The organism is Pseudomonas sp. S12(2018) (genome assembly GCF_024355235.1).
GTDB classification, from domain to species: Bacteria; Pseudomonadota; Gammaproteobacteria; order Pseudomonadales; family Pseudomonadaceae; genus Aquipseudomonas; species Aquipseudomonas palmensis.
This window is the reverse complement of record NZ_QLAD01000003.1, coordinates 373,750-393,614: the sequence shown is the minus strand read 5'-3', so window position 1 is coordinate 393,614 and position 19,865 is coordinate 373,750. Positions and strand designations below refer to the sequence as shown.

Here is a 19,865-nt window from a genome sequence, read left to right as displayed (position 1 = left end):
GGCGGTTGCCCGCAGCTCGCCGACGGTCTGATACACCACCCCTTCAGGCCTGTGCCTGGCGCAAACGCTGGGGATTGGGATGAAAAAACACATGCTCGCGGATTGGTCCTACAGCAATTTCACCGATTTCCAGGTAGCCCTGTCGCTTGTAGAACTCGAGGTAGTGGTCATTGCCGGTATTCAGTACCACCCCTTCGGACTGTTCGTCCTCGGCGCACCAGTCATGCAGCGCCAGCAGCAACTGTTCGCCATAGTGATGGCCCTGGAACTGCGGGTGAATGCCCAGTAGCGGCAGCACATGCACCGCGTCGCCCGGCACACAGGCCATGACCGCGGCCTGGTAGTCCAGGTAGCGCCGGGTACAGCGCAGGCCGGCGCTCAGCAGCATGCGCAGGCGCCACGCCCAGCTCTCGGTGATGCCCAGGCGCCGCTGCGGCGGGGCGATCAGCGCGATGCCGATCAGCCGGTCCTGCACCAGCAGGCCCAGCGCCGGCAGGTCCTGGAAGAAATGCTGACGCACCAGCTCGCGTACCGTGGCGCGCACGCGATGGTCGTAACCGGGGCGATCGGCCTCGAACAGGTAGCGAAAGGTCGGCTCATGCCGGTAGGCCTGGTACAGCAGCGAGCGCGCCTCACGGCTGTAGCCGCTGTCGAGCTGACGAACTTCGGCCGGTACGGCAGGGGTATCGGACATGGTGACTCTCCTGGTGGGCTTCAATGCCTCTTTCTGAGTAGTGCGCGCTGGCCAACGTTCCCTTTGACTATAGGCCAGGACGCCACGCGTGCTGACACGCCGGGCGCCATCGGCTAGCATTCCCGATTTGCTCAGGATTGCGCCCCCCATGAAGATCGTCTCGTTCAACATCAATGGCCTGCGCGCCCGCCCCCATCAACTGGCCGCGCTGATCGAAAAGCACCAGCCGGACGTGATCGGCCTGCAGGAAACCAAGGTGTCCGACGAGCAGTTCCCGCTGGCCGAGGTGCAGGCGCTGGGCTACCACGTGCATTTTCACGGGCAGAAGGGCCACTACGGTGTCGCCCTGCTGTCGCGCCAGGCGCCGCTGAGCCTGGTCAAGGGCTTCAGCACCGATGAAGAGGACGCGCAGCGGCGTTTCATCTGGGGCACCTTCGCCGACGAGCACGGCAACCCCATCACCATCATGAACGGCTACTTCCCCCAGGGCGAAAGCCGCGACCACCCCACCAAGTTCCCGGCCAAGCAGCGCTTCTACGAAGACCTGCAGGCCCTGCTCGAATCCCGATTCCAGAACGACCAGCCACTGGTGGTGATGGGCGATGTGAACATCTCGCCCGAGGACTGCGACATCGGCATCGGCCCCGACAATGCCAAGCGCTGGCTGAAGACCGGCAAGTGCAGCTTCCTGCCCGAAGAGCGCGAGTGGATGGCGCGCCTGAAGAACTGGGGCCTGACCGACAGCTTCCGCCATCTGCACCCGGAAGTGGCCGACCGCTTCAGCTGGTTCGACTACCGCAGCCGCGGCTTCGAGGACGAGCCCAAGCGCGGGCTGCGCATCGACCTGATCCTGACCTCCCAGGCACTGCTGCCGCGCATCAAAGCCGCCGGGGTCGACTACGAGTTGCGTGCCATGGAGAAACCCTCCGACCATGCGCCGATCTGGCTGGAACTGAACTGAGTCATGCGCTCGATGGCAGTCATTGGACTGTCATCGATCTGTCTTAATCTGCGCTCACCATCTTGAGTGCAGAGCACCCCCGGCAATGTTGCGATCTTTCTGTCTGCTGCTTGGCCTGCTGCCGGCGCTGTGCTGCGCCGAGTCGGCCAGCCTGCGCCTGCAAGGCTCCAATACCGTGGGCAGCGTGCTCGGCCCCGCGCTGGTACGCGGCCTGCTGCAGGCCCAGGGCGCCCGGTCGATCCAGACCCTGCCCGGCGCACGACCCAACGAGGTGTGGGTGCAGGGGGTTTCGCCACAGGGCCAGACACTGCGCGTGAGCATTGCCGCCCATGGCTCGAGCACCGGCTTTGCCGCGCTCAAAAGCGGCGACGCCGACCTGGCGGCCACCTCACGCCCGATCAACGACAGCGAGCAGCAGGCGCTGCACGCGCTGGGCGACCTGAAAAGTGCCGACGCCGAACAGGTCATCGCCCTCGATGGCGTGGCCGTCATCGTGCACCCGGACAACCCGCTGCCCCAGCTGAGCACCACGCAACTGGCGCAGATCTTCGCCGGCCGCATCACCACCTGGGATGAACTGGGCGCCGGCAGCGGGCCGATCCACCTCTACGCCCGCGATGACCGCTCGGGCACCTTCGACACCTTCAAGGCCCTGGTGCTGGACGCCCAGCAGTATTCGCTGGCCAGCCACGCCAGGCGTTTCGAGTCCGGCGAGCAGTTGGCCGACGAGGTCAGTGCCGACCGCCAGGCCATCGGTTTCAGCAGCCTGGCGTCGGTGCACGGGGCCAAGGTGCTGGCCATCGTCGACGGCACCTCCCAGGCCATGCTGCCGACCCCCGCCCTGGTGGCCAGCGAAGACTACCCGCTGTCGCGGCGACTGTACCTGTACCTGCCGCCCGCCCAGCGCAACCCGCTGGCCAGTGCCCTGGTGGAGTTCGCCCAGAGCGCAGCGGGCCAGGCCATCGTGGCCAGCAGCGGGTTCGTCGCACAGCAGGTGCGGCCGGTCCAGGTACAGGCCTTGCCGGGGATGCCGGCGCAGTACCGCCAGTTGATCGCCAACGCCAGGCGCCTGAATGTCAATTTCCGCTTCCAGGAAGGCAGCGCCAGCCTCGACAACAAGGCACTTCGCGATGTGCAGCGCGTGCTGGAGTATCTGCGCGAACACCAGAAGCTGCAGCACAGCGTGGTGCTGGTGGGGTTTGGCGACGCCAAGGACGACCCCGACCGCGCCGCCCTGCTCTCGCGGCTGCGGGCCATGGCGGTACGCCGCGAACTGGTGCGCGAAGGGGTGAACCTGCGCGAAGTGACGGGCCTGGGCGGTCAGATGCCCGTGGCGACCAATGCCGCCGAGGAAGGCCGAATCCGCAACCGCCGCGTGGAAGTCTGGGTCTACTGACCCACCCACCCGGGAAACCATTTGTAACAGCCTCCCCCCTCACCCTTTCCAGAGGCGAGCTAGGCTTTGGCTCAGTGACACCGGGCCCCTCTGACGGCTGATCGCCGCCATGTCGGAGTCACAGTTGTTTTCATACAACTACGACGACAAGGAGGGGCTCATGAGCGCTCTGCCGTTATTTCTCTTCGACGATTTCCTGGGCACGGCCGTGTGGCTGTGGCTGGTGTTCATCACCCTGGTGGTGGCTCTGCTGGTCCTGGACCTTGGCGTGCTCCACCGTCGCCCGCACGACATCGAAATGCGCGAAAGCCTGCTGCTGTACTCGGCCTACTTCAGCGTGGGGCTGCTGTTCGGTGGCTGGGTGTGGCTGGAGCTGGGTGCGCAGAGCGCGCTGGAGTTCTACACCGGGCTGCTGGTGGAGCAGTCGCTGTCGATGGACAACGTGTTCGTCATGGCGATGATCTTCGGCTTTTTCGGCATCCCGCGCCGCTACCAGCACCGCGTGCTGTTCTGGGGCATTCTGGGCGTGGTGGTGCTGCGCGCCCTGATGATCGGCCTGGGCAGTGCGCTGGTGCAGGAATTCGACTGGATACTGTACCTGTTCGGCGCATTCTTGCTGTTTACCGGCCTCAAGATGCTGTTCACCCGCCACGAAACGCACCCGGACCTGGCACACAACCCGGTGATCAGGTTCGTGCGCCGGCACATGCGCGTGACCGATGACCTGCATGGGGCGCGCTTCTTCGTGCGCCTCAAACCGGCTGGCCAGCCCAGGGCACTGCTGTACGCCACACCGCTGTTCCTGGCCCTGGTGCTGATCGAGCTGGCCGACCTGGTGTTCGCGGTAGACAGCGTGCCGGCCATCCTGGCGATCACCCAGGACCCCTTCATCGTGTACACCTCCAACATCTTCGCCATCCTGGGCCTGCGTGCGCTGTACTTCGCCTTGGCGGCGCTGGTGCACCGCTTTGTTTACCTCAAGTACGCCCTGGCGCTGGTGCTGATATTCATCGGCGGCAAGATCTTCGCCCACGGCCTGATCGGCAAGGTGCCGCCGCTGCTGTCGCTGTGCGTGACGTTCGGGCTGCTGGCCGGTGGCGTGCTGCTGTCGCTGTTCAAGACACGAACGGCGGCCGAGGAGGTGAAACGGGTGGAGTAGCCTCGGGCAGCGTGTCGATACCCTCGCGGATCATGCCCGCCGCACCCGGTCAGCAGGCGATCCGCGAGGGCATCGACGCGGGCTCAGTGCCCGCTGCGCAGCATCTCCCGGGGCACGTACTTGCCGATCTCGTACTTGCCGATCGCCGCGCGGTGCACTTCATCCGGCCCGTCGGCCAGGCGCAGGGTGCGTTGCATGGCGTACATGTAGGCCAGCGGGAAGTCGGCACTGACCCCTGCCCCGCCGTGAATCTGGATGGCCCGGTCGATCACCTTCAGCGCCACGTTCGGTGCCACCACCTTGATCTGCGCGATCTCGCTGCGGGCCACCTTGTTGCCGACGGTGTCCATCATGTAGGCCGCCTTGAGGGTCAGCAGCCGGGCCATGTCGATCTCCATGCGCGAGTCGGCGATCTTGTCGATGTTGCCACCCAGGCGCGCCAGCGGCTTGCCGAATGCGGTGCGCTCGGCCGAACGCTTGCACATCAGCTCAAGGGCACGCTCGGCCATGCCGATCGAACGCATGCAGTGATGGATGCGCCCCGGCCCGAGACGGCCCTGGGCGATCTCGAAGCCGCGCCCTTCGCCCAGCAGCACGTTGTCATACGGTACGCGCACGTTCTCGAACAGCACCTCGGCGTGGCCGTGGGGCGCATCGTCGTAGCCGAACACCGGCAACGGGCGAACGATCTTCACCCCCGGTGCATCGGTAGGCACCAGGATCATCGAGTGCTGCTGGTGACGCGGCCCGTCCGGGTTGCTCAGGCCCATGAAGATCATGATCTTGCAACGCGGGTCGCAAGCGCCGGAGGTCCACCACTTGCGGCCGTTGATCACCCACTCGTCACCGTCGCGCACCGCCCGTGCGGCCATGTTGGTGGCATCGGACGAGGCCACGTCGGGCTCGGTCATGGCGAACGCCGAACGGATCTCACCGCGCAGCAGCGGCTCCAGCCACTGGCGTTTCTGCGCCTCGCTGCCGTAGCGCACCAGGACCTCCATGTTGCCGGTGTCCGGGGCCGAGCAGTTGAACGGTTCCGGCCCCAGCAGCGAGCGACCCATGATTTCGGCCAGGGGCGCGTACTCCAGGTTGGTCAGGCCGGCGCCCAGCTGCGACTCGGGCAGGAACAGGTTCCACAGGCCCTCGGCCTTGGCCTTGTCCTTGAGTTCTTCCATGATCGCGGTCGGCTGCCAGCGATCACCTTCGGCAACCTGGCGTTCGAACACCGCCTCGGCGGGATATACATAGGCGTCCATGAACGCGGTGACGCGTTCGCGCAGTGCCTGGACCTTGGGTGAATAGGCGAAATCCATGAGCGGTACCTGCTGGGAAAGGCGAGTGATTTAAGAGATCTGGCTTGGATGCTAGATCACCGGGCAAAATCCACCTAGCCTATTCTCGGCGTGTATAAACATTCATAACCGATATATGATCGGGCCATAACTCCAACAAGAGCGGCATCCATGAACCTCAGCAAGGTCGATCTGAACCTGTTCATCGTCTTCGATGCGATCTACACCGAAGCCAACCTGACCCGTGCCGGGCAGATCGTCGGCATCACCCAGCCTGCGGTGTCCAATGCGCTGGCGCGGCTGCGCGAGACCTTCAACGACCCGCTGTTCGTGCGCACGGCCCAGGGCATGGTGCCCACGCCCATGGCCCAGAACATCATCGGCCCGGTGCGCAATGCCTTGTCGCTGCTGCGGGTGTCGGTGCAGGAGAGCCGCATCTTCAACCCCTTGCAGGCCAACAAGACCTTCCGCATCAGCATGACCGACCTTACCGAGGCGGTGGTGCTGCCATCGCTGTTCCAGCGCCTGCGCCGGCTGGCGCCGAACGTGGTGATCGAGAGCTTTCTGTGCAAGCGCCGCGAGACCACCAAGGAGCTGGCCGCCGGACGCCTGGACTTTGCCGTGGATGCACCGCTGAACACTGACCCGCAGGTGCGTCACGTCAAGCTGATGCAGGACCCGTTCGTGTGCGCGATGCGCCAGGGCCACCCGCTGGCCAGGGACAGCATCAGCCTGGAGGATTACCTGAGCCTGACCCACATCCAGATCTCCAGCCGGCGCAACGGCCTGGGTTACGTGGACCTGGCGCTCGGCAAGCAGGGGCTCAAGCGCAAGATCGCGCTGCGCTCGCAGCATTACCTGATGGCTTCGCAGGTGCTGCAGCAGACCGACATGGTGATGACCGTGCCGGAGCGCTTCGCGCGGCGCCACCAACTGAACTACGTGAGCCTGCCGGTGGGCGACGTGCCGCCTTTGGAAACCCACCTGTACTGGCATGAAAGCACCGACCAGGACCCGGCCAACCGCTGGATGCGCGAGCAGATGATCGAGTTGTGCCAGGCGGTGGTGGCGCAGGACGAGCGGGAGGCGCGCGCATAAGCTGCAGGCTGCGTTGAAGCCATCGCGGGTCAAGCCCGCTCCCCCCGACCTGCGCTGAAGCTGTGGGAGCGGGCGTGACCCGCGACAGGCACCCCCGAATGCCTGCTTGACGTATACGTCAACCAGCCAGTAGCTTAGCCGCATGCCCCCTTCCCCGAGCCATGCAATGAGCAGCCAGACCTACAGCATCTCCGACCTTTCCCGCGAACTCGACATCACCACCCGGGCCATCCGCTTCTATGAGGAGCAGGGCTTGCTCAGCCCCGAACGTCGTGGCCTGGAGCGTGTGTATTCGGCCCGCGACAAGGTCAGCCTCAAGCTCATCCTGCGCGGCAAGCGCATCGGTTTCTCGCTGGCCGAGTGCCGCGAGCTGATCGAACTCTACGACCCCACCAGCGGCAATCAGAAACAGCTGCACAGCATGCTTGCGAAGATCGCCGAGCGCCGCGCCCAGCTCGAACAGCAACTGCTCGACATCCAGCAGATGCAGCTGGAACTCGACACCGCCGAGGAGCGCTGCCAGCAGGCGCTGGCCACCACCCTGAACAATCAGAAAAACGGCCATTGAGGCCCACAGGAACCCTAGCCATGTCATTGCCTACCCATGTGCGTCTGGTCGAAGTCGGCCCCCGCGACGGCCTGCAGAACGAAGCCCAACCCATCAGCGTGGCGGACAAGGTCCGCCTGGTGGATGACCTGACCGACGCCGGTGTGTCCTATATCGAGGTGGGCAGCTTCGTCTCGCCCAAGTGGGTACCGCAGATGGCCGGTTCGGCCGACGTGTTCGCCAGCATCCGCCAGCAGCCCGGCATCACCTATGCGGCGCTGGCCCCCAACCTGCGCGGTTTCGAAGACGCACTGGCCGCAGGCGTCAAGGAGGTGGCCGTGTTCGCCGCCGCGTCCGAGGCGTTTTCGCAGCGCAACATCAACTGCTCGATCAGCGAAAGCCTGCAGCGCTTCGCGCCCATCATGCAGGCGGCGCGCGAACACGGGGTGAAGGTACGCGGCTATATCTCGTGCGTGCTGGGCTGCCCCTATCAAGGCCAGGTAGATGCCGAGCAGGTCGCCCCCATCGCCCGCGAGCTGCGCGACATGGGCTGCTATGAAGTGTCGCTGGGCGACACCATCGGCACCGGCACCCCGGGCGCCACCCGCCGCCTGTTCGAAGTGGTCGGCGCGCAGGTGCCACGTGCCGAGCTGGCCGGGCACTTCCACGATACCTACGGCCAGGCGCTGGCCAACGTGTACGCCAGCCTGCTGGAGGGAATCAACGTGTTCGACAGTTCGGTCGCCGGCCTGGGCGGCTGCCCGTATGCCAAGGGCGCCAGTGGCAACGTGGCCAGTGAAGACCTGCTGTACCTGCTGCAGGGCCTGGGTATCGAGACCGGCATCGACCTGGACAAGCTGATCGACGCCGGCCAGCGCATCAGTGCCGTGCTGGGCCGCGCCAGCGGTTCGCGTGTGGCCAGGGCACGCGCTGCCCGGTAACGGTGCGCAGCAACAGGGCCAATGGGGGGTGAGTGTTACCGCCCCCACACCCGACAGGGAAAATCCGGGTAACACGGAAACAAATCAGCACAATTTCCCGTGACGATTTTTCCACCAAACCAGCAAACCATTGATTTTATTGGGTTTTAAAAAGTTGGCACGGCACCTGCTATATCTTTCGTACAACAACAATAAAAAATGCGACAACCCAATAAAAATAAGACGTACCGGCTCTGACATAACAAGAACAACACGGCAGAGGCGCAGCTAACAGATTTTTTTGAAGTGGATGGCTTTTCGGGGGCGTGCCCCGCGACCTGACAGAGAACAATAAAACTACCCCAAGGTAGCGCCCGTCTCGGTTGGATCAGCAATGATAAAGGTCGATCAGCGCTCAAAAAAATACGTTTGCTCTTGATCCCGGATGGGGATCGCAACGCAACAAGAGGCAAGGGTCGCCAAAAACAACAATAGACCACCCTCCAATAATAAAAAGAGCACACGCAACAAAATTTGAGGGGAGCCCAGGCTCCCCTCAGTGCTTGCTGCCCTACTCGTTCTGCTGGTCATCCTCTGGCTTGCGCTTCTCCAGGCGGTCGACCACCCACGGCATCACCCCCAGCACCAGCAACGCCAGCACCGTGCTCACCAGCGCAGTGGCTTCGCGCCCCATGCCTGCGGCCACGCCGATGGCGGCGGTCATCCACAGGCCCGCAGCAGTGGTCAGGCCCTTCACATGACCCGCATCGTCCTCCTTGCCCTTGAGTATGGTGCCCGCCCCCAGAAAGCCGATGCCGGCGACGATCCCCTGCACCACCCGACTCAACGCTGCGTCGTCCGCCCCGGCCATGCGCGGCACCAGCACGAACAGCGCCGCACCGATGGCCACCAGCATGTGCGTGCGTACTCCCGCCGCCTTGCCCTTGAGCTCGCGCTCGAAGCCCAGCACCGCCCCCAGCAGCGCAGCCATCAACAGGCGCACCGTCACCTGCGTCAGTTGCTTGGCATCGGTGATATCGGCGAATTCGGCAATCAGTGTCGACCAGACTTGGTGCCACCAGGCGTCCATGAGCAGCGTCCATCAGCAAGGGGATACTGGATGGACAACAGCCTGGCGCGCGAGTGCTGTCGACCGCTGATCGGCCACGCTCAGCAACCCGGCCGGCAACGGAGTCACAGCTGTAAGCCCCCCGTTCGAGGACACCGCCATGCCCATTGAAATCAACGAAACCACCAAGCGCTGCACCCTGATAGCCGACGACTTTAACATCGAAGGTGAAGCGGCAGAGGTGCAGATCATCACCGATGCCGACCTGCGCATGTCGATCGCGACCCTGGCCGGGCAACGGGTGCCGATCACCGAGGCAGAGGCTGACGCGCTCACCGTGGCAGGTGCGGTGGATAGTCGCAGGCATTTGAAGACCTCCGAGGAGGGCTCGATCATATAAGGGCTGCAGGGTTTCAAGGGATAATCTGATACGGTTTTTATCCAGATATCTGCACCTGTTATGCAAACAGATGGGACGCCATAGTGCTCTGGCCTGATCGAGGCCTGATGAGCGACGAACCATGAGCGAACGAATTCCCGTCCAGATCGTTGAAATTGCCGAGCCCTCCACGTTCAAGAAGAAGGCCGCCAGCAGCGACAGACACATCCACACCCGTAGCTTCACCGGCTTTTTCCGAAACCTGCGCCTGGGTGGCGCGGGTTTTCTGTTTCTGCTGTTTTTCGGCACCGTCTGGCTCAACTGGGACGGGCGTCAGGCGGTCCTCTGGGACCTGGCCGACAGCAAGTTCCACATCTTCGGCGCCACCTTCTGGCCGCAGGACTTCATCCTGCTGTCGGCGCTGCTGATCATCTGCGCCTTCGGCCTGTTCGCCATCACCGTGTTCGCCGGGCGCGTCTGGTGCGGCTACACCTGCCCGCAAAGCACCTGGACCTGGGTGTTCATGTGGTGCGAGAAGGTCACCGAGGGCGAACGCAACCAGCGCATCAAGCTCGATGCGGCGCCCTGGGGCCCCAACAAGCTGGCGCGCCGCGCAGCCAAGCACACCCTGTGGCTGGGCGTCAGCCTGCTGACCGCACTGACCTTCGTCGGCTACTTCACCCCCATCCGGCCACTGACCCAGGAGCTGTTCACCCTGCAGCTGGGTGGCGTCAGCCTGTTCTGGATCCTGTTCTTCACCGGTGCCACCTACATCAACGCCGGCTGGCTGCGCGAGGCGGTGTGCATGCACATGTGCCCGTATGCCCGGTTCCAGAGCGTGATGTTCGACAGGGACACCCTCACCATCGCCTATGACCCGCAGCGCGGCGAGTCGCGCGGGCCGCGCAAGAAGGACGCCAACCACAAGGCCCAGGGCCTGGGCGACTGCATCGACTGCCACATGTGCGTGCAGGTATGCCCCACCGGTATCGACATCCGCGACGGCCTGCAGATGGAGTGCATCGGCTGCGCTGCCTGCATCGACGCCTGCGACAGCATCATGGACAAGATGAGCTACCCACGCGGGCTGATCGGCTACAAGTCCGAGCACACCCTGCAAGGCGGCACCACCCAGTGGATGCGTCCGCGCCTGCTGGGCTACGTGACCGTGCTGGTGGTGATGATCGGCGCCCTGGTGATCGCCCTGCAGCAACGCCCGATGGTGTCGATGGACGTGATCAAGGACCGCGGCCTGTTCCGCGAGAACGCCCTGGGGCAGATCGAGAACATCTACACCCTCAAGGTCATCAACAAGACCCAGCAGCCGCAGACCTACCGCCTGCGCCTGGTGGACGCCGAGGGCTTCGAACTGCATGGCAAGACCGAGTTCACCCTGGCGGCCAGCGAGATGAGCGATATACCGGTCTCGGTGGCGATGCTGGCCGACCGTGCGCCCAGCAGCTCCCAGGAGATCAGCTTCGAACTCATCGACACCGACCAGCCGAGCGTGCGCAGCCTTGCGCGCAGCCGTTTTGTCGCGCCTTTGAACCGCTGATCACATACACTCCGCTGAGTCAGACCGCCCAGAGCCATGATGAAACGCTACGAGAAATTCGCCGACGACATTGCCGAACTGATTCGCTCCGGGGTACTCGGCCCCGGCCAGCGCGTGCCGTCGGTGCGTTACGCCAGCCAGACCCACGGGGTCAGCCCGTCCACGGTGTTCCAGGCCTACTACCTGCTGGAGCGTCGCGGGCTGATCCGGGCCCGGCCGCGCTCGGGCTACTTCGTCAACACCCACGCCCCGCGCCAGTTCAACGAGCCGCAGATCATCGAGCAGGCCAGCGAATCGACCGAGGTGGACGTCAGCGAGCTGGTGTTCTCGATCCTCGACTCGATCAAGGACCCGCAGACGGTGGCCTTCGGTTCGGCGTTCCCCAGCCCCAACCTGTTCCCGCTGCCGCGCCTGGCGCGCTCGCTGGCCAGCGCCAGCCGCGAGATGGACCCGCGCATGGTGGTCACCGACCTGTCGCCGGGCAACCCGCAACTGCGCCGCCAGATCGCCCTGCGCTACATGGTCGGCGGCTTGATGCTGCCGATGGAAGAACTGCTGATCACCAACGGTGCGCTGGAGGCATTGAACCTGTGCCTGCAGGCGGTAACCGAGCCGGGTGACCTGGTGGCCATCGAGGCACCGGCGTTCTATGCCTGCCTGCAGATTCTGGAGCGGCTCAAGCTCAAGGCGGTGGAGATTCCGGTGCACCCGCGCGAAGGCATCGACCTGGGGGTGCTGGCGCAGACGCTGGAGCGGCATCCGGTCAAGGCCGTGTGGTGCATGACCAACTTCCAGAACCCGGTGGGCGCGAGCATGCCGGAAGACAAGAAGAAGCAGCTGGTCGAGCTGCTGAGCGTGCACCAGGTGCCGCTGATCGAAGACGACGTGTATGCCGAGCTGTACTACGCGCAGCAGGCGCCCAAGCCGGCCAAGGCATTCGACACCGAAGGGCTGGTGATGCATTGCGGTTCGTTCTCCAAGAGCCTGGCGCCGGGCTACCGGATCGGCTGGGTGGCGGCCGGGCGCTATGCGCAGAAGATCGAGCGGCTCAAGCTGATGACCTCGCTGTGTGCATCGATGCCGGCGCAGGCGGCGATTGCCGACTACCTGCAGCATGGTGGCTACGACCGCCACCTGCGGCGCCTGCGCTATGCGCTGGAAGAGCAGCAGAACGCCATGCTGGCGGCGATTGCCCGGCACTTCCCGGCGCAGACGCGGGTCAGCCACCCCAGCGGCGGGTACTTCCTGTGGTTGGAGCTGCCGGAGCAGATGGACTCGCTGAAGCTGTTCCAGATGGCATTGGCCCAGGGCATCAGCATTGCGCCGGGGCCGATCTTTTCGCCGACGCGGCGGTTTCGCAACTGCATCCGCCTCAATTACGGCAGCCCCTGGACCGAGCAGTCGGAGCAGGCGATGGAGACGCTGGGGCGGATCGTGCGGTCGTTCTGAGGGGCTGGCATGACGGCCAACGCCCCATCGCGGGTCAAGCCCGCTCCCACATGACTGCGGTGACCCTGTGGGAGCGGGCTTGACCCGCGATTGGGTCGGTGCAGCCCCTTGCCCACACCCGCACAATCGCGCACCATCCCCTCCCGCACTTGCCCACGGATGGCCCCGGATGAAACCGCTGTACCTGCTACTGGCCCTGCCCCTGCTGCCCGCCTGCAGCCTGATCGGTTTCGTCGCCAAGGAAAGCGTCGTGGGCGCCACCAGCCACTACGGCTTGAGCAGCACCACGCTGATCGCCGAACTCCCGCCCAACCACGGCGTCACCTATAACGCCAGCTACGCCCCGCTCGACCCGTACCGCTGCACCGTGGCCTCCCCCGCCACCGGCGGCATGCGCTCGCGCCCCAACCAGTACCGCACCGACCAGGCCGATGCGCACCCCGACGCGCGCACCGTCACGTTCAGGATCCCGCTGACCTACACCACCGGCAGTTGCACCCAGCAACTGGACAACATCACAGTGAGCATCAAGTCCCCCAGCGGGCGGTACAGCCTGGCGGGGGTCAAGGTATTGCCGGCACTGCCCGACGGCACTGGGCCGGTGCGCGACGCAGACCCCGAGCTGGTTGTGCGCCGCCTGTGCGGCACGGCCTACCACATCGTGCCCGGGCATGAGCGCCACGTGCTGGCCAGGGACATCGACTGCCTCGCCGCCGACAGCCATTGGCAACCGCTGGAGCGGACCTCCAGGCACCCCGGCCCGGTCGCCAACGTCGCCTACACCCAGCTGAACAAGACCGACCTGCGCTTCGTGTACCGCCTCATCGACAAGGAGTGGCCGCTTTACCCCGAGAACTGGTCACCGGTCGGCGATGGCATGAAGCCCTGCGCTTCACAATGGAAGTGGGTTGGCGAAGCCTCCTGCAGCTACCGCCAGCAGACCTTCAGCACCTTCGAGATGGACGGGCGCCAGTGCACCACCTACCCGGGCTGCTCGTAACCGCTTCGCCCCTTCAACGGGCCTCCCCCGCACGCGGCTTGTAGAACAGGAACCTGGGGGTTTCGGCGGTCTTCAAGTACGTCCTGGCCCACGCGGGATGCACATGGCGGTCATGAAAGTACATCGCGCCATCGGTGCTGTCGGTCAGTTGCTGATTCAGCGCCTTGCGCGCGATTTCCTTGGCCACGGTGTACTGCACCGGCTCTTCCACATCGTCCGAGCGCCCGTCGCACCACCACGAGAACTGGCATGTGCGCTCCTTGATGCCCTGCTTGACCACCTCGCACACGGTGCCCGGAAACCCTTCGTGCCCCAGCCGGTTCATCACCACGCTGGCCACACCCTGCATGTCCGCCGCCTCACCGCCCTTGGCCTCCCAGTAGAGGGTGCGCGCCAGGCAGGTGATCGCGTCATCCAGCGCGGCCTCGCCCTTGGGGTCGACCGCCTGCACTTCGCTGCGGGTGATGGCCTGGTCGCTGGGTACGCTGGCCTCGCGCCCCTGTTCGGCAGCCTTCTGCTCCAGCACCTGGGCCTTGTCTTCGGCTACCGCCGCAGGCGGCGCCGCGGCGGCAGAGCCCGGCAGAACAGCGATCAACCACACGGCAAGACAGCAAACTGCAGCGAATGAGCGCATGACCGAGCCTTCTTGTGAGCCTCTGATAGATGCACAGTAGCTGCAACCGGCGATTTGCGCCGCCCTACCCCAGCAGCTCGCGCAGGCGGTACCACAACATGCCCATCGCCAGCAGTGGCGAGCGCAGGGCCGGGCCGCCGGGGAAGGTCATGTGCGGCACCTTGCTGAAGATATCCAGGCCCTGGCTATGCCCGGCGTGGATCGCCTCGGCCAGCAACTTCGCCGTCCAGTGGGTGACGTTCACCCCGTGCCCCGAATAGCCCTGGGCGTAGAACACGTTGGGGTGCTGCTGCAGGCGTCCCACCTGCGGAAAGCGATTGGCGGTAATGCCGATCTTGCCGCCCCACTGAAAGTCGATGCGCACATCCGCCAGCTGCGGGAACACCTTGAGCAGCTTGGGCAGCATGTAGCCGGCGATATCCGCCGGGTCGCGCCCGGAATAATGGCAGGCCCCGCCGAACAGCAGGCGCCGGTCGGCAGTAAGGCGGTAGTAGTCCAGGCCGACCTTCTGGTCGCACAGCGCCAGGTTCTGCGGGATCAGCCCGGCGGCGCGCGGTGCCGACAGCGGCTCGGTGGTGATGATGTAGCTGCCGGCCGGCAGCACCTTGCCGCTCAGGCGTGGCTCCAGGTCGTCCAGGTGCGCATTGCACGCCAGCACCAGGCTGCCGGCCCGCACGCTGCCGCGCGCGCAGCGCACCTGCACGGTGGGGCCATGCACCAGTGCGAGCACCGTGCTGTGCTCGAACACCTGCACCCCCAGCGACGCCGCCAGGCGCGCCTCGCCCTGCACCAGGTCGAGCGGGTGCAGGTGGCCGGAGCCCATGTCCAGCAGCCCGCCGGCATACACCTTCGAGGCCACCACCTCGTGCATCTGCTGCGGCCCGTAGAGTCGGGTCTGGTGCCGATAGCCCAACGCCTCCAGGCTCTGCTGTTCAGCCTGGAACGCTGCGTACTGCGCCGGGGTATTGGCCAGCTCGCAGAAGCCCCAGCGCAGGTCGCAGTCGATGCCGTCCTCCTGCACCCGGCGGCCCACTACCTCCACCGACTCGATGCCGGCGCGTTGCAGGTAGGCCACCCCTTCCTGCCCCACGTAGCGGGCAAACCCCGACACCTCGTGGCCGATGCCGCGAATCAGTTGCCCGCCGTTGCGCCCACTGGCACCCCAGCCGATGCGCCGCCCCTCCAGCAACACCACCGAGAGCCCGCGGCGAGCCAGTTCGATGGCGGTGTTGACGCCCGTGAAGCCACCGCCGATCACGCACACATCGGCGATCAGGTCCTGCTCCAGCGTCGGGTAGTCGGCCTGGCTTCTGGCCGTCGCTGCGTAGTACGAACGGGCGTGTTGCGCATTGCCATTCACGTTGTTCATTTGTTCGATTTCACTTTGCTCCACGAGCGGGTCATCAAACGCATGATGGCCGGCGTGGGGGTGCTGGAGATGTACAGTTTGTCGAGCACCGCCTGGGGCGGATACACCTCGGGGTTGTCGACCAGGTCGGCGGCCATGTACTGGCGCGAAGCCGGCGTCGGGTTGGCGTAGCCCACCAGGGTGCTGACCTTGGCGATCACCTGCGGGTCCATCAGGTAGTTGATGAAGGCGTGCGCCTCCTTGGGGTTGGTGGCGTCGGCCGGGATCGCCAGCAGGTCGAACCACAGGTTGCTGCCCTCCTTGGGAATCGAATAGGCGATGTTCACGCCGTTGTGGGCTTCCCTGGCGCGGTTGGCCGCCTGGAACACGTCGCCGGAGTAACCGAAAGCGATGCAGATGTCGCCGTTGGCCAGGTCCGTGACGTACTTGGAGGAATGGAAGTAGGTGATGTACGGGCGCAGCGCCAGCAGCTTGGCCTCGGCCTTCTTGTAGTCCTGCGGGTTTTCGCTGCGCGGGTCCAGGCCCATGTAGTTGAGCACTGCCGGGAACAGCTCGTCGGCCGAATCCATGAACGACACGCCGCACTGGCTGAGCTTTTTCAGATTCTCGGGCTCGAACAGCACCGCCCACGAATCGATATGGTCGATGCCCAGCACCTGCTTGACCTTGTCGACGTTGTAGCCGATGCCATTGGTGCCCCACAGGTAGGGCACCGAGTGGCGGTTGCCGGGGTCGTTGTCCTCCAGTTTCCTGAGCAGCACCGGGTCGAGGTTCTTCCAGTTGGGCAGTTGCGAGCGGTCCAGCTCCAGAAACGCCCCGGCCTTGATCTGGCGCGCCAGGAAGTGGTTGGACGGCACCACCACGTCGTAGCCGGTGCGCCCCGCCAGCAGCTTGCCCTCCAGGGTTTCGTTGGAGTCGAACACGTCGTAGATCACCTTGATCCCGGTCGCCCCCTGAAAGTCGGCCAGGGTGGTGGGGCCGATGTAATCGGTCCAGTTGTACACGCTGACGCTTGGCTGGGCCTGTGCGGCGGCCCCCCACAGCAACCCCAGGGCCACCGGCAACACGGATTTCAACAGACGCATATCGACACCTCTTCTGATTGTTTTATCGATGATCGGCAGGTCAGCGCATCACACGCTCAGCAGCAGGAACTCGCGCTCCCACGAACTGATCACGCGCTTGAAGTTCTCGTGCTCGGCGCGCTTGACCGCCACGTAGCCACGCACGAACTTGCTGCCCAGGTAGCGTTCGATGGTCGGGCAGTCTTCCATGTGCGCCAGCGCGTCCTCGATGGTGATCGGCAGGCGCAGGTTGCGACGCTCATACGCACGCCCCTGCACCGGGGCGCTGGGCGCAATGCCCTCGACCATGCCCAGGTAGCCGCACAGCAGGCTGGCGGCAATCGCCAGGTACGGGTTGGCATCGGCGCCGGGCAGGCGGTTCTCAACGCGCATCGACTCGGGGCTGGAGGTGGGCACGCGCAGGCCCACGGTGCGGTTCTCTTCGCCCCACTCCACGTTCACCGGTGCCGAGGTGTCGGGCAGAAAGCGGCGGAACGAGTTGACGTTGGGCGCGAACATCGGCAACACCTTGGGGATGTACTTCTGCAGGCCGCCGATGTGCTGCAGGAACAGCTCGCTCATGCTGCCGTCGTCATTGACGAAGATCGGCTTGCCGGTGGCGCTGTCGACCACGCTCTGGTGCAGGTGCATGGCGCTGCCCGGCTCGTCGCCCACCGGCTTGGCCATGAAGGTGGCGGTGACGTTGTGCTTGAGTGCGGCCTCGCGCATGGTGCGTTTGAACACGGTGATCTGGTCGGCCAGGTCCAGGGCGTCGCCGTGGCGGAAGTTGATTTCCATCTGCGCCGGGCCGTCTTCGTGAATCAGCGTGTCCAGGTCCAGGCCCTGGGCCTCGCACCAGTCGTAGACGTCCTCGAACAGCGGGTCGAACTCGTTGGCGGCATCGATGGAGAACGACTGGCGGCCACTTTCGGCGCGGCCCGAACGGCCCAGTGGCGCCTGCAACGGCAGGTCCGGGTCTTCGCAGCGCTGGGTCAGGTAGAACTCCATCTCCGGTGCCACGATCGGTTGCCAACCCTTGTCGGCGTACAGCTTGAGGACTTTCTTGAGCACGTTGCGCGGCGACAGCTCGATGGGGTTGCCCTGCTTGTCGAAGGTGTCGTGGATCACGATCGCGGTGGGCTCCAGCGCCCAGGGTACCGGGTAGATGGCCGTCGAGTCGGGGCGGCAGAGCATGTCGATGTCGGCCGGGTCGAGCAGGTCGTAGTAGATCTCGTCCTCGACGAAGTCGCCGGTCACGGTCTGCAGCAGCACACTTTCCGGCAGGCGCATGCCTCGCTCATGCAGGAACTTGTTGGTGGGGGCGATCTTGCCGCGGGCGATACCGGTCAGGTCGGTGACCACGCATTCCACTTCAGTGATCTTGTGTTCTTTCAGCCAGGTGGACAGCTGATCGAAGGGGGTATTCATGAGAACCTCGTTGTCGTGATGCAGGGCATGCGCAAGGGTGTGTGTGGCGCGGGCGGGCAAGGCCTGGCTTCCCCTGCGCCGCGTTGAGGTCTATCTTGGTGCCGCAGCTGCGGCTGCATCTATCCACTTTGAGCAGAAGAAAATGCACCAAAGCAGTGCATTCAGAGGTTCTCATGACAACCCCGTCGCCCTTGCGGGTACAGGCCTTCACCAGTGCCGATGTGGCCGAACAGGTACGCGCCACGCCAGGCTGGGCACAGCACTACCAGCAGATGTCACCCGGGCACTTTGCCGGGATGGTGCGCTGCCTCGACCTGCAGGGCGTGGAGGTGTACGAAGAGCGCATGAACACCCGGGTGGAGCAGAGCTTCAGCGCCCCCGGCGGTTCGCTGTCGTTCTGCTTCGACCGCAGTGACAACAGCCTGTACGTGCTCAATGGCGAAAGCCGCAACATCTGGATCACCCCCGAGAACTACCAGGAAGTGGCCGTCGTGTTCGGCCCTGCGTTCGTGCGTGAGCACGGCGTGGACGTTGCGGCGCTCGAAGGTCTGTTCATGGCACCGCTCAATTCCCAGCGCAATGCCTTGTTCAGCGGCTGGCTGAGCAGTACCCTGACGCGCCTCTCGCAGAGCGAGGACGCGCCGTGCCAGCAGGTGCTGGCCAGGCAGTTGCTGGACGATTGTCTGTACATTCTCGACACCGCCTCGGTGTGCCTGGACCGCGGCGAGCTGTGGCGGCGCACCGAGGAGCGCATCATCATGCGCAAGGTCAGCGAATGGGCGGCAGATTCGCCGGAGGAGTCATTGAACCTGCTGCAACTGGCGCAGGTGGCCGGCAGCTCGGTGCGTCAGTTGCAGCATGCGTTCAAGGCGTACACCGGCATCACGCCCAGCCACTGGCTGCGCCTGCGCCGCCTCAATGGCGCGCACCGCGAGCTGCTGACCGCGCGCGGCCACACCGTGGCGGAAGTGGCGATGCGCTGGTCGTTCTGGCACCTGGGGCGGTTTTCCAGCAGTTATCAGGCGCTGTTCAAGGAGTTGCCCAGTGAAACCCTCAAACGACGCAAGGAGACACGGTATGGCTTTTGACTGGCATGGCGGGGTGATTACCCGGGATACACCGGTGGGCGAGGATTACCGCAACACGCAGAACGTGCGGCGGTTCATGCGTGAGCAGTGTGGCGAGGATTTCAGGTTCGACCGGCCGTTGATGGCGTGGATAGTCGATGGTACGGCGCGGACGATGGGGGATGTGGTGGATGAGTGGGCCAGACGTCGTAGTGCTTAGCTGAACCCGCGACATCCCTGCGCAAGTACCCACTGGCAGCCCAGGCTGGTATTGTGCCGCCCTGCAAACCCAACTGGATGACTGTGAGGAAATGACGTTGAACGCTGATGCGAACATGACCGGGGACCTGTTCGAAGTCGACAAGCGCCTGGGCCTCAAACCCGTGGTGGACTTCAACACCTACCTGCGCGCCGCATTCGCCGACGGCGCCTGCGCATGCAGCCGCTGCCTGGAAAACAAGGGCGACGAGAGCGGCTACGCCTTCGCCCATACCTTCGACTTCCAGGGCCAGGTCACCCATCGCCGCTTCGCCACCACCACCGCCAGCGATGTGCTGATGGTCCTGAAAAAAGCCTGGCTGTCCTACACCAAGGCCGAACTGGATGTCAGTGGCAACCTGGACCTGGACGCCATCAAGGCCTTCGTCGAGCCACAGCTGCACAAACGCCTGGTGCCACTGTTCGTCGCCAGCGGGCTGGTTGTCGAGGTCGACGGGCAACTGGTGCTGCAAGCCCAGGCCGCCGCCTGACGGCCATGCCTGGGGCGCGTTGCCGGCAGAGCCGG

At 64.8% G+C, this 19,865-nt stretch carries 20 protein-coding genes; 13 read left to right on the top strand and 7 right to left on the bottom strand.

Going from position 1 to position 19,865, the window contains the following annotated elements; translation table 11 throughout:
* Nucleotides 1–43 precede the first annotated feature (43 nt).
* A complete protein-coding gene (locus tag DN388_RS08970) occupies nt 44–694 on the bottom strand; it encodes an N-acetyltransferase (protein WP_043860883.1) in 651 nt (216 codons plus the stop codon).
* 148 nt (nt 695–842) lie between these two features.
* Between DN388_RS08970 and xthA the strand changes: the two genes are divergently transcribed.
* The 3 genes from xthA to DN388_RS08955 all read left to right on the top strand — a co-directional run bounded on the left by xthA (nt 843) and on the right by DN388_RS08955 (nt 4,210).
* Nucleotides 843–1,655, top strand: coding sequence for an exodeoxyribonuclease III (gene xthA, locus DN388_RS08965; RefSeq protein WP_043860884.1), 813 nt, complete (start codon nt 843–845; stop codon nt 1,653–1,655).
* An 85-nt stretch (nt 1,656–1,740) separates the two neighbouring features.
* Nucleotides 1,741–3,051 (top strand): substrate-binding domain-containing protein, encoded by a 1,311-nt coding sequence (locus DN388_RS08960; RefSeq protein WP_254998919.1) that lies wholly within the window; start codon nt 1,741–1,743, stop codon nt 3,049–3,051.
* Between the two features lie 160 nt (nt 3,052–3,211).
* Nucleotides 3,212–4,210: a TerC family protein gene (locus DN388_RS08955; RefSeq protein WP_078480753.1), complete on the top strand. Its 999-nt coding sequence runs from the start codon at nt 3,212–3,214 to the stop codon at nt 4,208–4,210.
* A gap of 83 nt (nt 4,211–4,293) precedes the next feature.
* Here the strand turns inward: DN388_RS08955 and DN388_RS08950 are convergent, their stop codons facing one another.
* The gene (locus tag DN388_RS08950) at nt 4,294–5,523 is read right to left on the bottom strand and encodes an acyl-CoA dehydrogenase (RefSeq protein WP_043860887.1); all 1,230 of its coding nucleotides are present in this window, start codon (nt 5,521–5,523) and stop codon (nt 4,294–4,296) included.
* Nucleotides 5,524–5,673: 150 nt separating this feature from the next.
* Between DN388_RS08950 and DN388_RS08945 the strand changes: the two genes are divergently transcribed.
* From DN388_RS08945 to DN388_RS08935, 3 genes are all read left to right on the top strand, one after another.
* The gene (locus DN388_RS08945) at nt 5,674–6,600 is read left to right on the top strand and encodes a LysR family transcriptional regulator (protein WP_043860888.1); all 927 of its coding nucleotides are present in this window, start codon (nt 5,674–5,676) and stop codon (nt 6,598–6,600) included.
* 166 nt (nt 6,601–6,766) lie between these two features.
* Nucleotides 6,767–7,168 carry a MerR family DNA-binding transcriptional regulator gene (locus DN388_RS08940; protein WP_043860889.1) on the top strand — a complete coding sequence of 134 codons (402 nt, stop codon included), beginning with the start codon at nt 6,767–6,769 and terminating at the stop codon, nt 7,166–7,168.
* Nucleotides 7,169–7,188: 20 nt separating this feature from the next.
* Complete coding sequence (locus DN388_RS08935) at nt 7,189–8,088, top strand: hydroxymethylglutaryl-CoA lyase (RefSeq protein ID WP_043860890.1); 900 nt, start codon at nt 7,189–7,191, stop codon at nt 8,086–8,088.
* Nucleotides 8,089–8,638: 550 nt separating this feature from the next.
* Here the strand turns inward: DN388_RS08935 and DN388_RS08930 are convergent.
* Nucleotides 8,639–9,157: an MgtC/SapB family protein gene (locus tag DN388_RS08930; RefSeq protein ID WP_043860891.1), complete on the bottom strand. Its 519-nt coding sequence runs from the start codon at nt 9,155–9,157 to the stop codon at nt 8,639–8,641.
* Nucleotides 9,158–9,296: 139 nt separating this feature from the next.
* Here DN388_RS08930 and DN388_RS08925 point away from each other — a divergent pair, with 139 nt between their 5' ends.
* The 4 genes from DN388_RS08925 to DN388_RS08910 all read left to right on the top strand — a co-directional run bounded on the left by DN388_RS08925 (nt 9,297) and on the right by DN388_RS08910 (nt 13,519).
* Nucleotides 9,297–9,536 (top strand): DUF3203 family protein, encoded by a 240-nt coding sequence (locus tag DN388_RS08925; protein ID WP_210013941.1) that lies wholly within the window; start codon nt 9,297–9,299, stop codon nt 9,534–9,536.
* Between the two features lie 121 nt (nt 9,537–9,657).
* Nucleotides 9,658–11,070, top strand: a complete 1,413-nt coding sequence (gene ccoG / locus DN388_RS08920) for a cytochrome c oxidase accessory protein CcoG (RefSeq protein WP_054915116.1) — start codon at nt 9,658–9,660, stop codon at nt 11,068–11,070.
* 39 nt (nt 11,071–11,109) lie between these two features.
* A complete protein-coding gene (gene mapR / locus DN388_RS08915; protein WP_043860894.1) occupies nt 11,110–12,519 on the top strand; it encodes a GntR family transcriptional regulator MpaR in 1,410 nt (469 codons plus the stop codon).
* A gap of 169 nt (nt 12,520–12,688) precedes the next feature.
* A complete protein-coding gene (locus DN388_RS08910) occupies nt 12,689–13,519 on the top strand; it encodes a hypothetical protein (RefSeq protein WP_254998883.1) in 831 nt (276 codons plus the stop codon).
* Nucleotides 13,520–13,532: 13 nt separating this feature from the next.
* Here the strand turns inward: DN388_RS08910 and DN388_RS08905 are convergent, their stop codons facing one another.
* The 4 genes from DN388_RS08905 to DN388_RS08890 form a co-directional block, all read right to left on the bottom strand.
* The gene (locus DN388_RS08905) at nt 13,533–14,153 is read right to left on the bottom strand and encodes a cell wall hydrolase (RefSeq protein ID WP_058541232.1); all 621 of its coding nucleotides are present in this window, start codon (nt 14,151–14,153) and stop codon (nt 13,533–13,535) included.
* Nucleotides 14,154–14,217: 64 nt separating this feature from the next.
* Nucleotides 14,218–15,522, bottom strand: coding sequence for an FAD-binding oxidoreductase (locus DN388_RS08900; RefSeq protein ID WP_254998880.1), 1,305 nt, complete (start codon nt 15,520–15,522; stop codon nt 14,218–14,220).
* Nucleotides 15,519–16,607, bottom strand: a complete 1,089-nt coding sequence (locus DN388_RS08895) for a polyamine ABC transporter substrate-binding protein (protein WP_043860898.1) — start codon at nt 16,605–16,607, stop codon at nt 15,519–15,521. Before DN388_RS08895 ends, DN388_RS08900 begins: the two co-directional genes overlap by 4 nt.
* Nucleotides 16,608–16,655: 48 nt before the next feature.
* Nucleotides 16,656–18,014: a glutamine synthetase family protein gene (locus tag DN388_RS08890; RefSeq protein WP_043860899.1), complete on the bottom strand. Its 1,359-nt coding sequence runs from the start codon at nt 18,012–18,014 to the stop codon at nt 16,656–16,658.
* Between the two features lie 173 nt (nt 18,015–18,187).
* Here DN388_RS08890 and DN388_RS08885 point away from each other — a divergent pair, with 173 nt between their 5' ends.
* From DN388_RS08885 to DN388_RS08875, 3 genes are all read left to right on the top strand, one after another.
* Nucleotides 18,188–19,102 (top strand): helix-turn-helix domain-containing protein, encoded by a 915-nt coding sequence (locus DN388_RS08885; RefSeq protein ID WP_254998865.1) that lies wholly within the window; start codon nt 18,188–18,190, stop codon nt 19,100–19,102.
* Complete coding sequence (locus DN388_RS08880) at nt 19,092–19,301, top strand: DUF6434 domain-containing protein (RefSeq protein WP_043860901.1); 210 nt, start codon at nt 19,092–19,094, stop codon at nt 19,299–19,301. The genes DN388_RS08885 and DN388_RS08880 overlap by 11 nt, the downstream gene beginning before the upstream one ends.
* Nucleotides 19,302–19,398: 97 nt before the next feature.
* The gene (locus DN388_RS08875; RefSeq protein ID WP_173925090.1) at nt 19,399–19,830 is read left to right on the top strand and encodes a hypothetical protein; all 432 of its coding nucleotides are present in this window, start codon (nt 19,399–19,401) and stop codon (nt 19,828–19,830) included.
* Nucleotides 19,831–19,865: the final 35 nt, after the last annotated feature.

Excerpts from the sequence above, each read along its gene's own strand:
- DN388_RS08970 (WP_043860883.1), bottom strand. The coding sequence starts at position 694 with ATGTCCGATACCCCTGCCGTACCGGCCGAAGTTCGTCAGCTCGACAGC.
- xthA (WP_043860884.1), top strand. The coding sequence starts at position 843 with ATGAAGATCGTCTCGTTCAACATCAATGGCCTGCGCGCCCGCCCCCAT.
- DN388_RS08960 (WP_254998919.1), top strand. The coding sequence starts at position 1,741 with ATGTTGCGATCTTTCTGTCTGCTGCTTGGCCTGCTGCCGGCGCTGTGC.
- DN388_RS08955 (WP_078480753.1), top strand. The coding sequence starts at position 3,212 with ATGAGCGCTCTGCCGTTATTTCTCTTCGACGATTTCCTGGGCACGGCC.
- DN388_RS08950 (WP_043860887.1), bottom strand. The coding sequence starts at position 5,523 with ATGGATTTCGCCTATTCACCCAAGGTCCAGGCACTGCGCGAACGCGTC.
- DN388_RS08945 (WP_043860888.1), top strand. The coding sequence starts at position 5,674 with ATGAACCTCAGCAAGGTCGATCTGAACCTGTTCATCGTCTTCGATGCG.
- DN388_RS08940 (WP_043860889.1), top strand. The coding sequence starts at position 6,767 with ATGAGCAGCCAGACCTACAGCATCTCCGACCTTTCCCGCGAACTCGAC.
- DN388_RS08935 (WP_043860890.1), top strand. The coding sequence starts at position 7,189 with ATGTCATTGCCTACCCATGTGCGTCTGGTCGAAGTCGGCCCCCGCGAC.
- DN388_RS08930 (WP_043860891.1), bottom strand. The coding sequence starts at position 9,157 with ATGGACGCCTGGTGGCACCAAGTCTGGTCGACACTGATTGCCGAATTC.
- DN388_RS08925 (WP_210013941.1), top strand. The coding sequence starts at position 9,297 with ATGCCCATTGAAATCAACGAAACCACCAAGCGCTGCACCCTGATAGCC.
- ccoG (WP_054915116.1), top strand. The coding sequence starts at position 9,658 with ATGAGCGAACGAATTCCCGTCCAGATCGTTGAAATTGCCGAGCCCTCC.
- mapR (WP_043860894.1), top strand. The coding sequence starts at position 11,110 with ATGAAACGCTACGAGAAATTCGCCGACGACATTGCCGAACTGATTCGC.
- DN388_RS08910 (WP_254998883.1), top strand. The coding sequence starts at position 12,689 with ATGAAACCGCTGTACCTGCTACTGGCCCTGCCCCTGCTGCCCGCCTGC.
- DN388_RS08905 (WP_058541232.1), bottom strand. The coding sequence starts at position 14,153 with ATGCGCTCATTCGCTGCAGTTTGCTGTCTTGCCGTGTGGTTGATCGCT.
- DN388_RS08900 (WP_254998880.1), bottom strand. The coding sequence starts at position 15,522 with ATGAACAACGTGAATGGCAATGCGCAACACGCCCGTTCGTACTACGCA.
- DN388_RS08895 (WP_043860898.1), bottom strand. The coding sequence starts at position 16,607 with ATGCGTCTGTTGAAATCCGTGTTGCCGGTGGCCCTGGGGTTGCTGTGG.
- DN388_RS08890 (WP_043860899.1), bottom strand. The coding sequence starts at position 18,014 with ATGAATACCCCCTTCGATCAGCTGTCCACCTGGCTGAAAGAACACAAG.
- DN388_RS08885 (WP_254998865.1), top strand. The coding sequence starts at position 18,188 with ATGACAACCCCGTCGCCCTTGCGGGTACAGGCCTTCACCAGTGCCGAT.
- DN388_RS08880 (WP_043860901.1), top strand. The coding sequence starts at position 19,092 with ATGGCTTTTGACTGGCATGGCGGGGTGATTACCCGGGATACACCGGTG.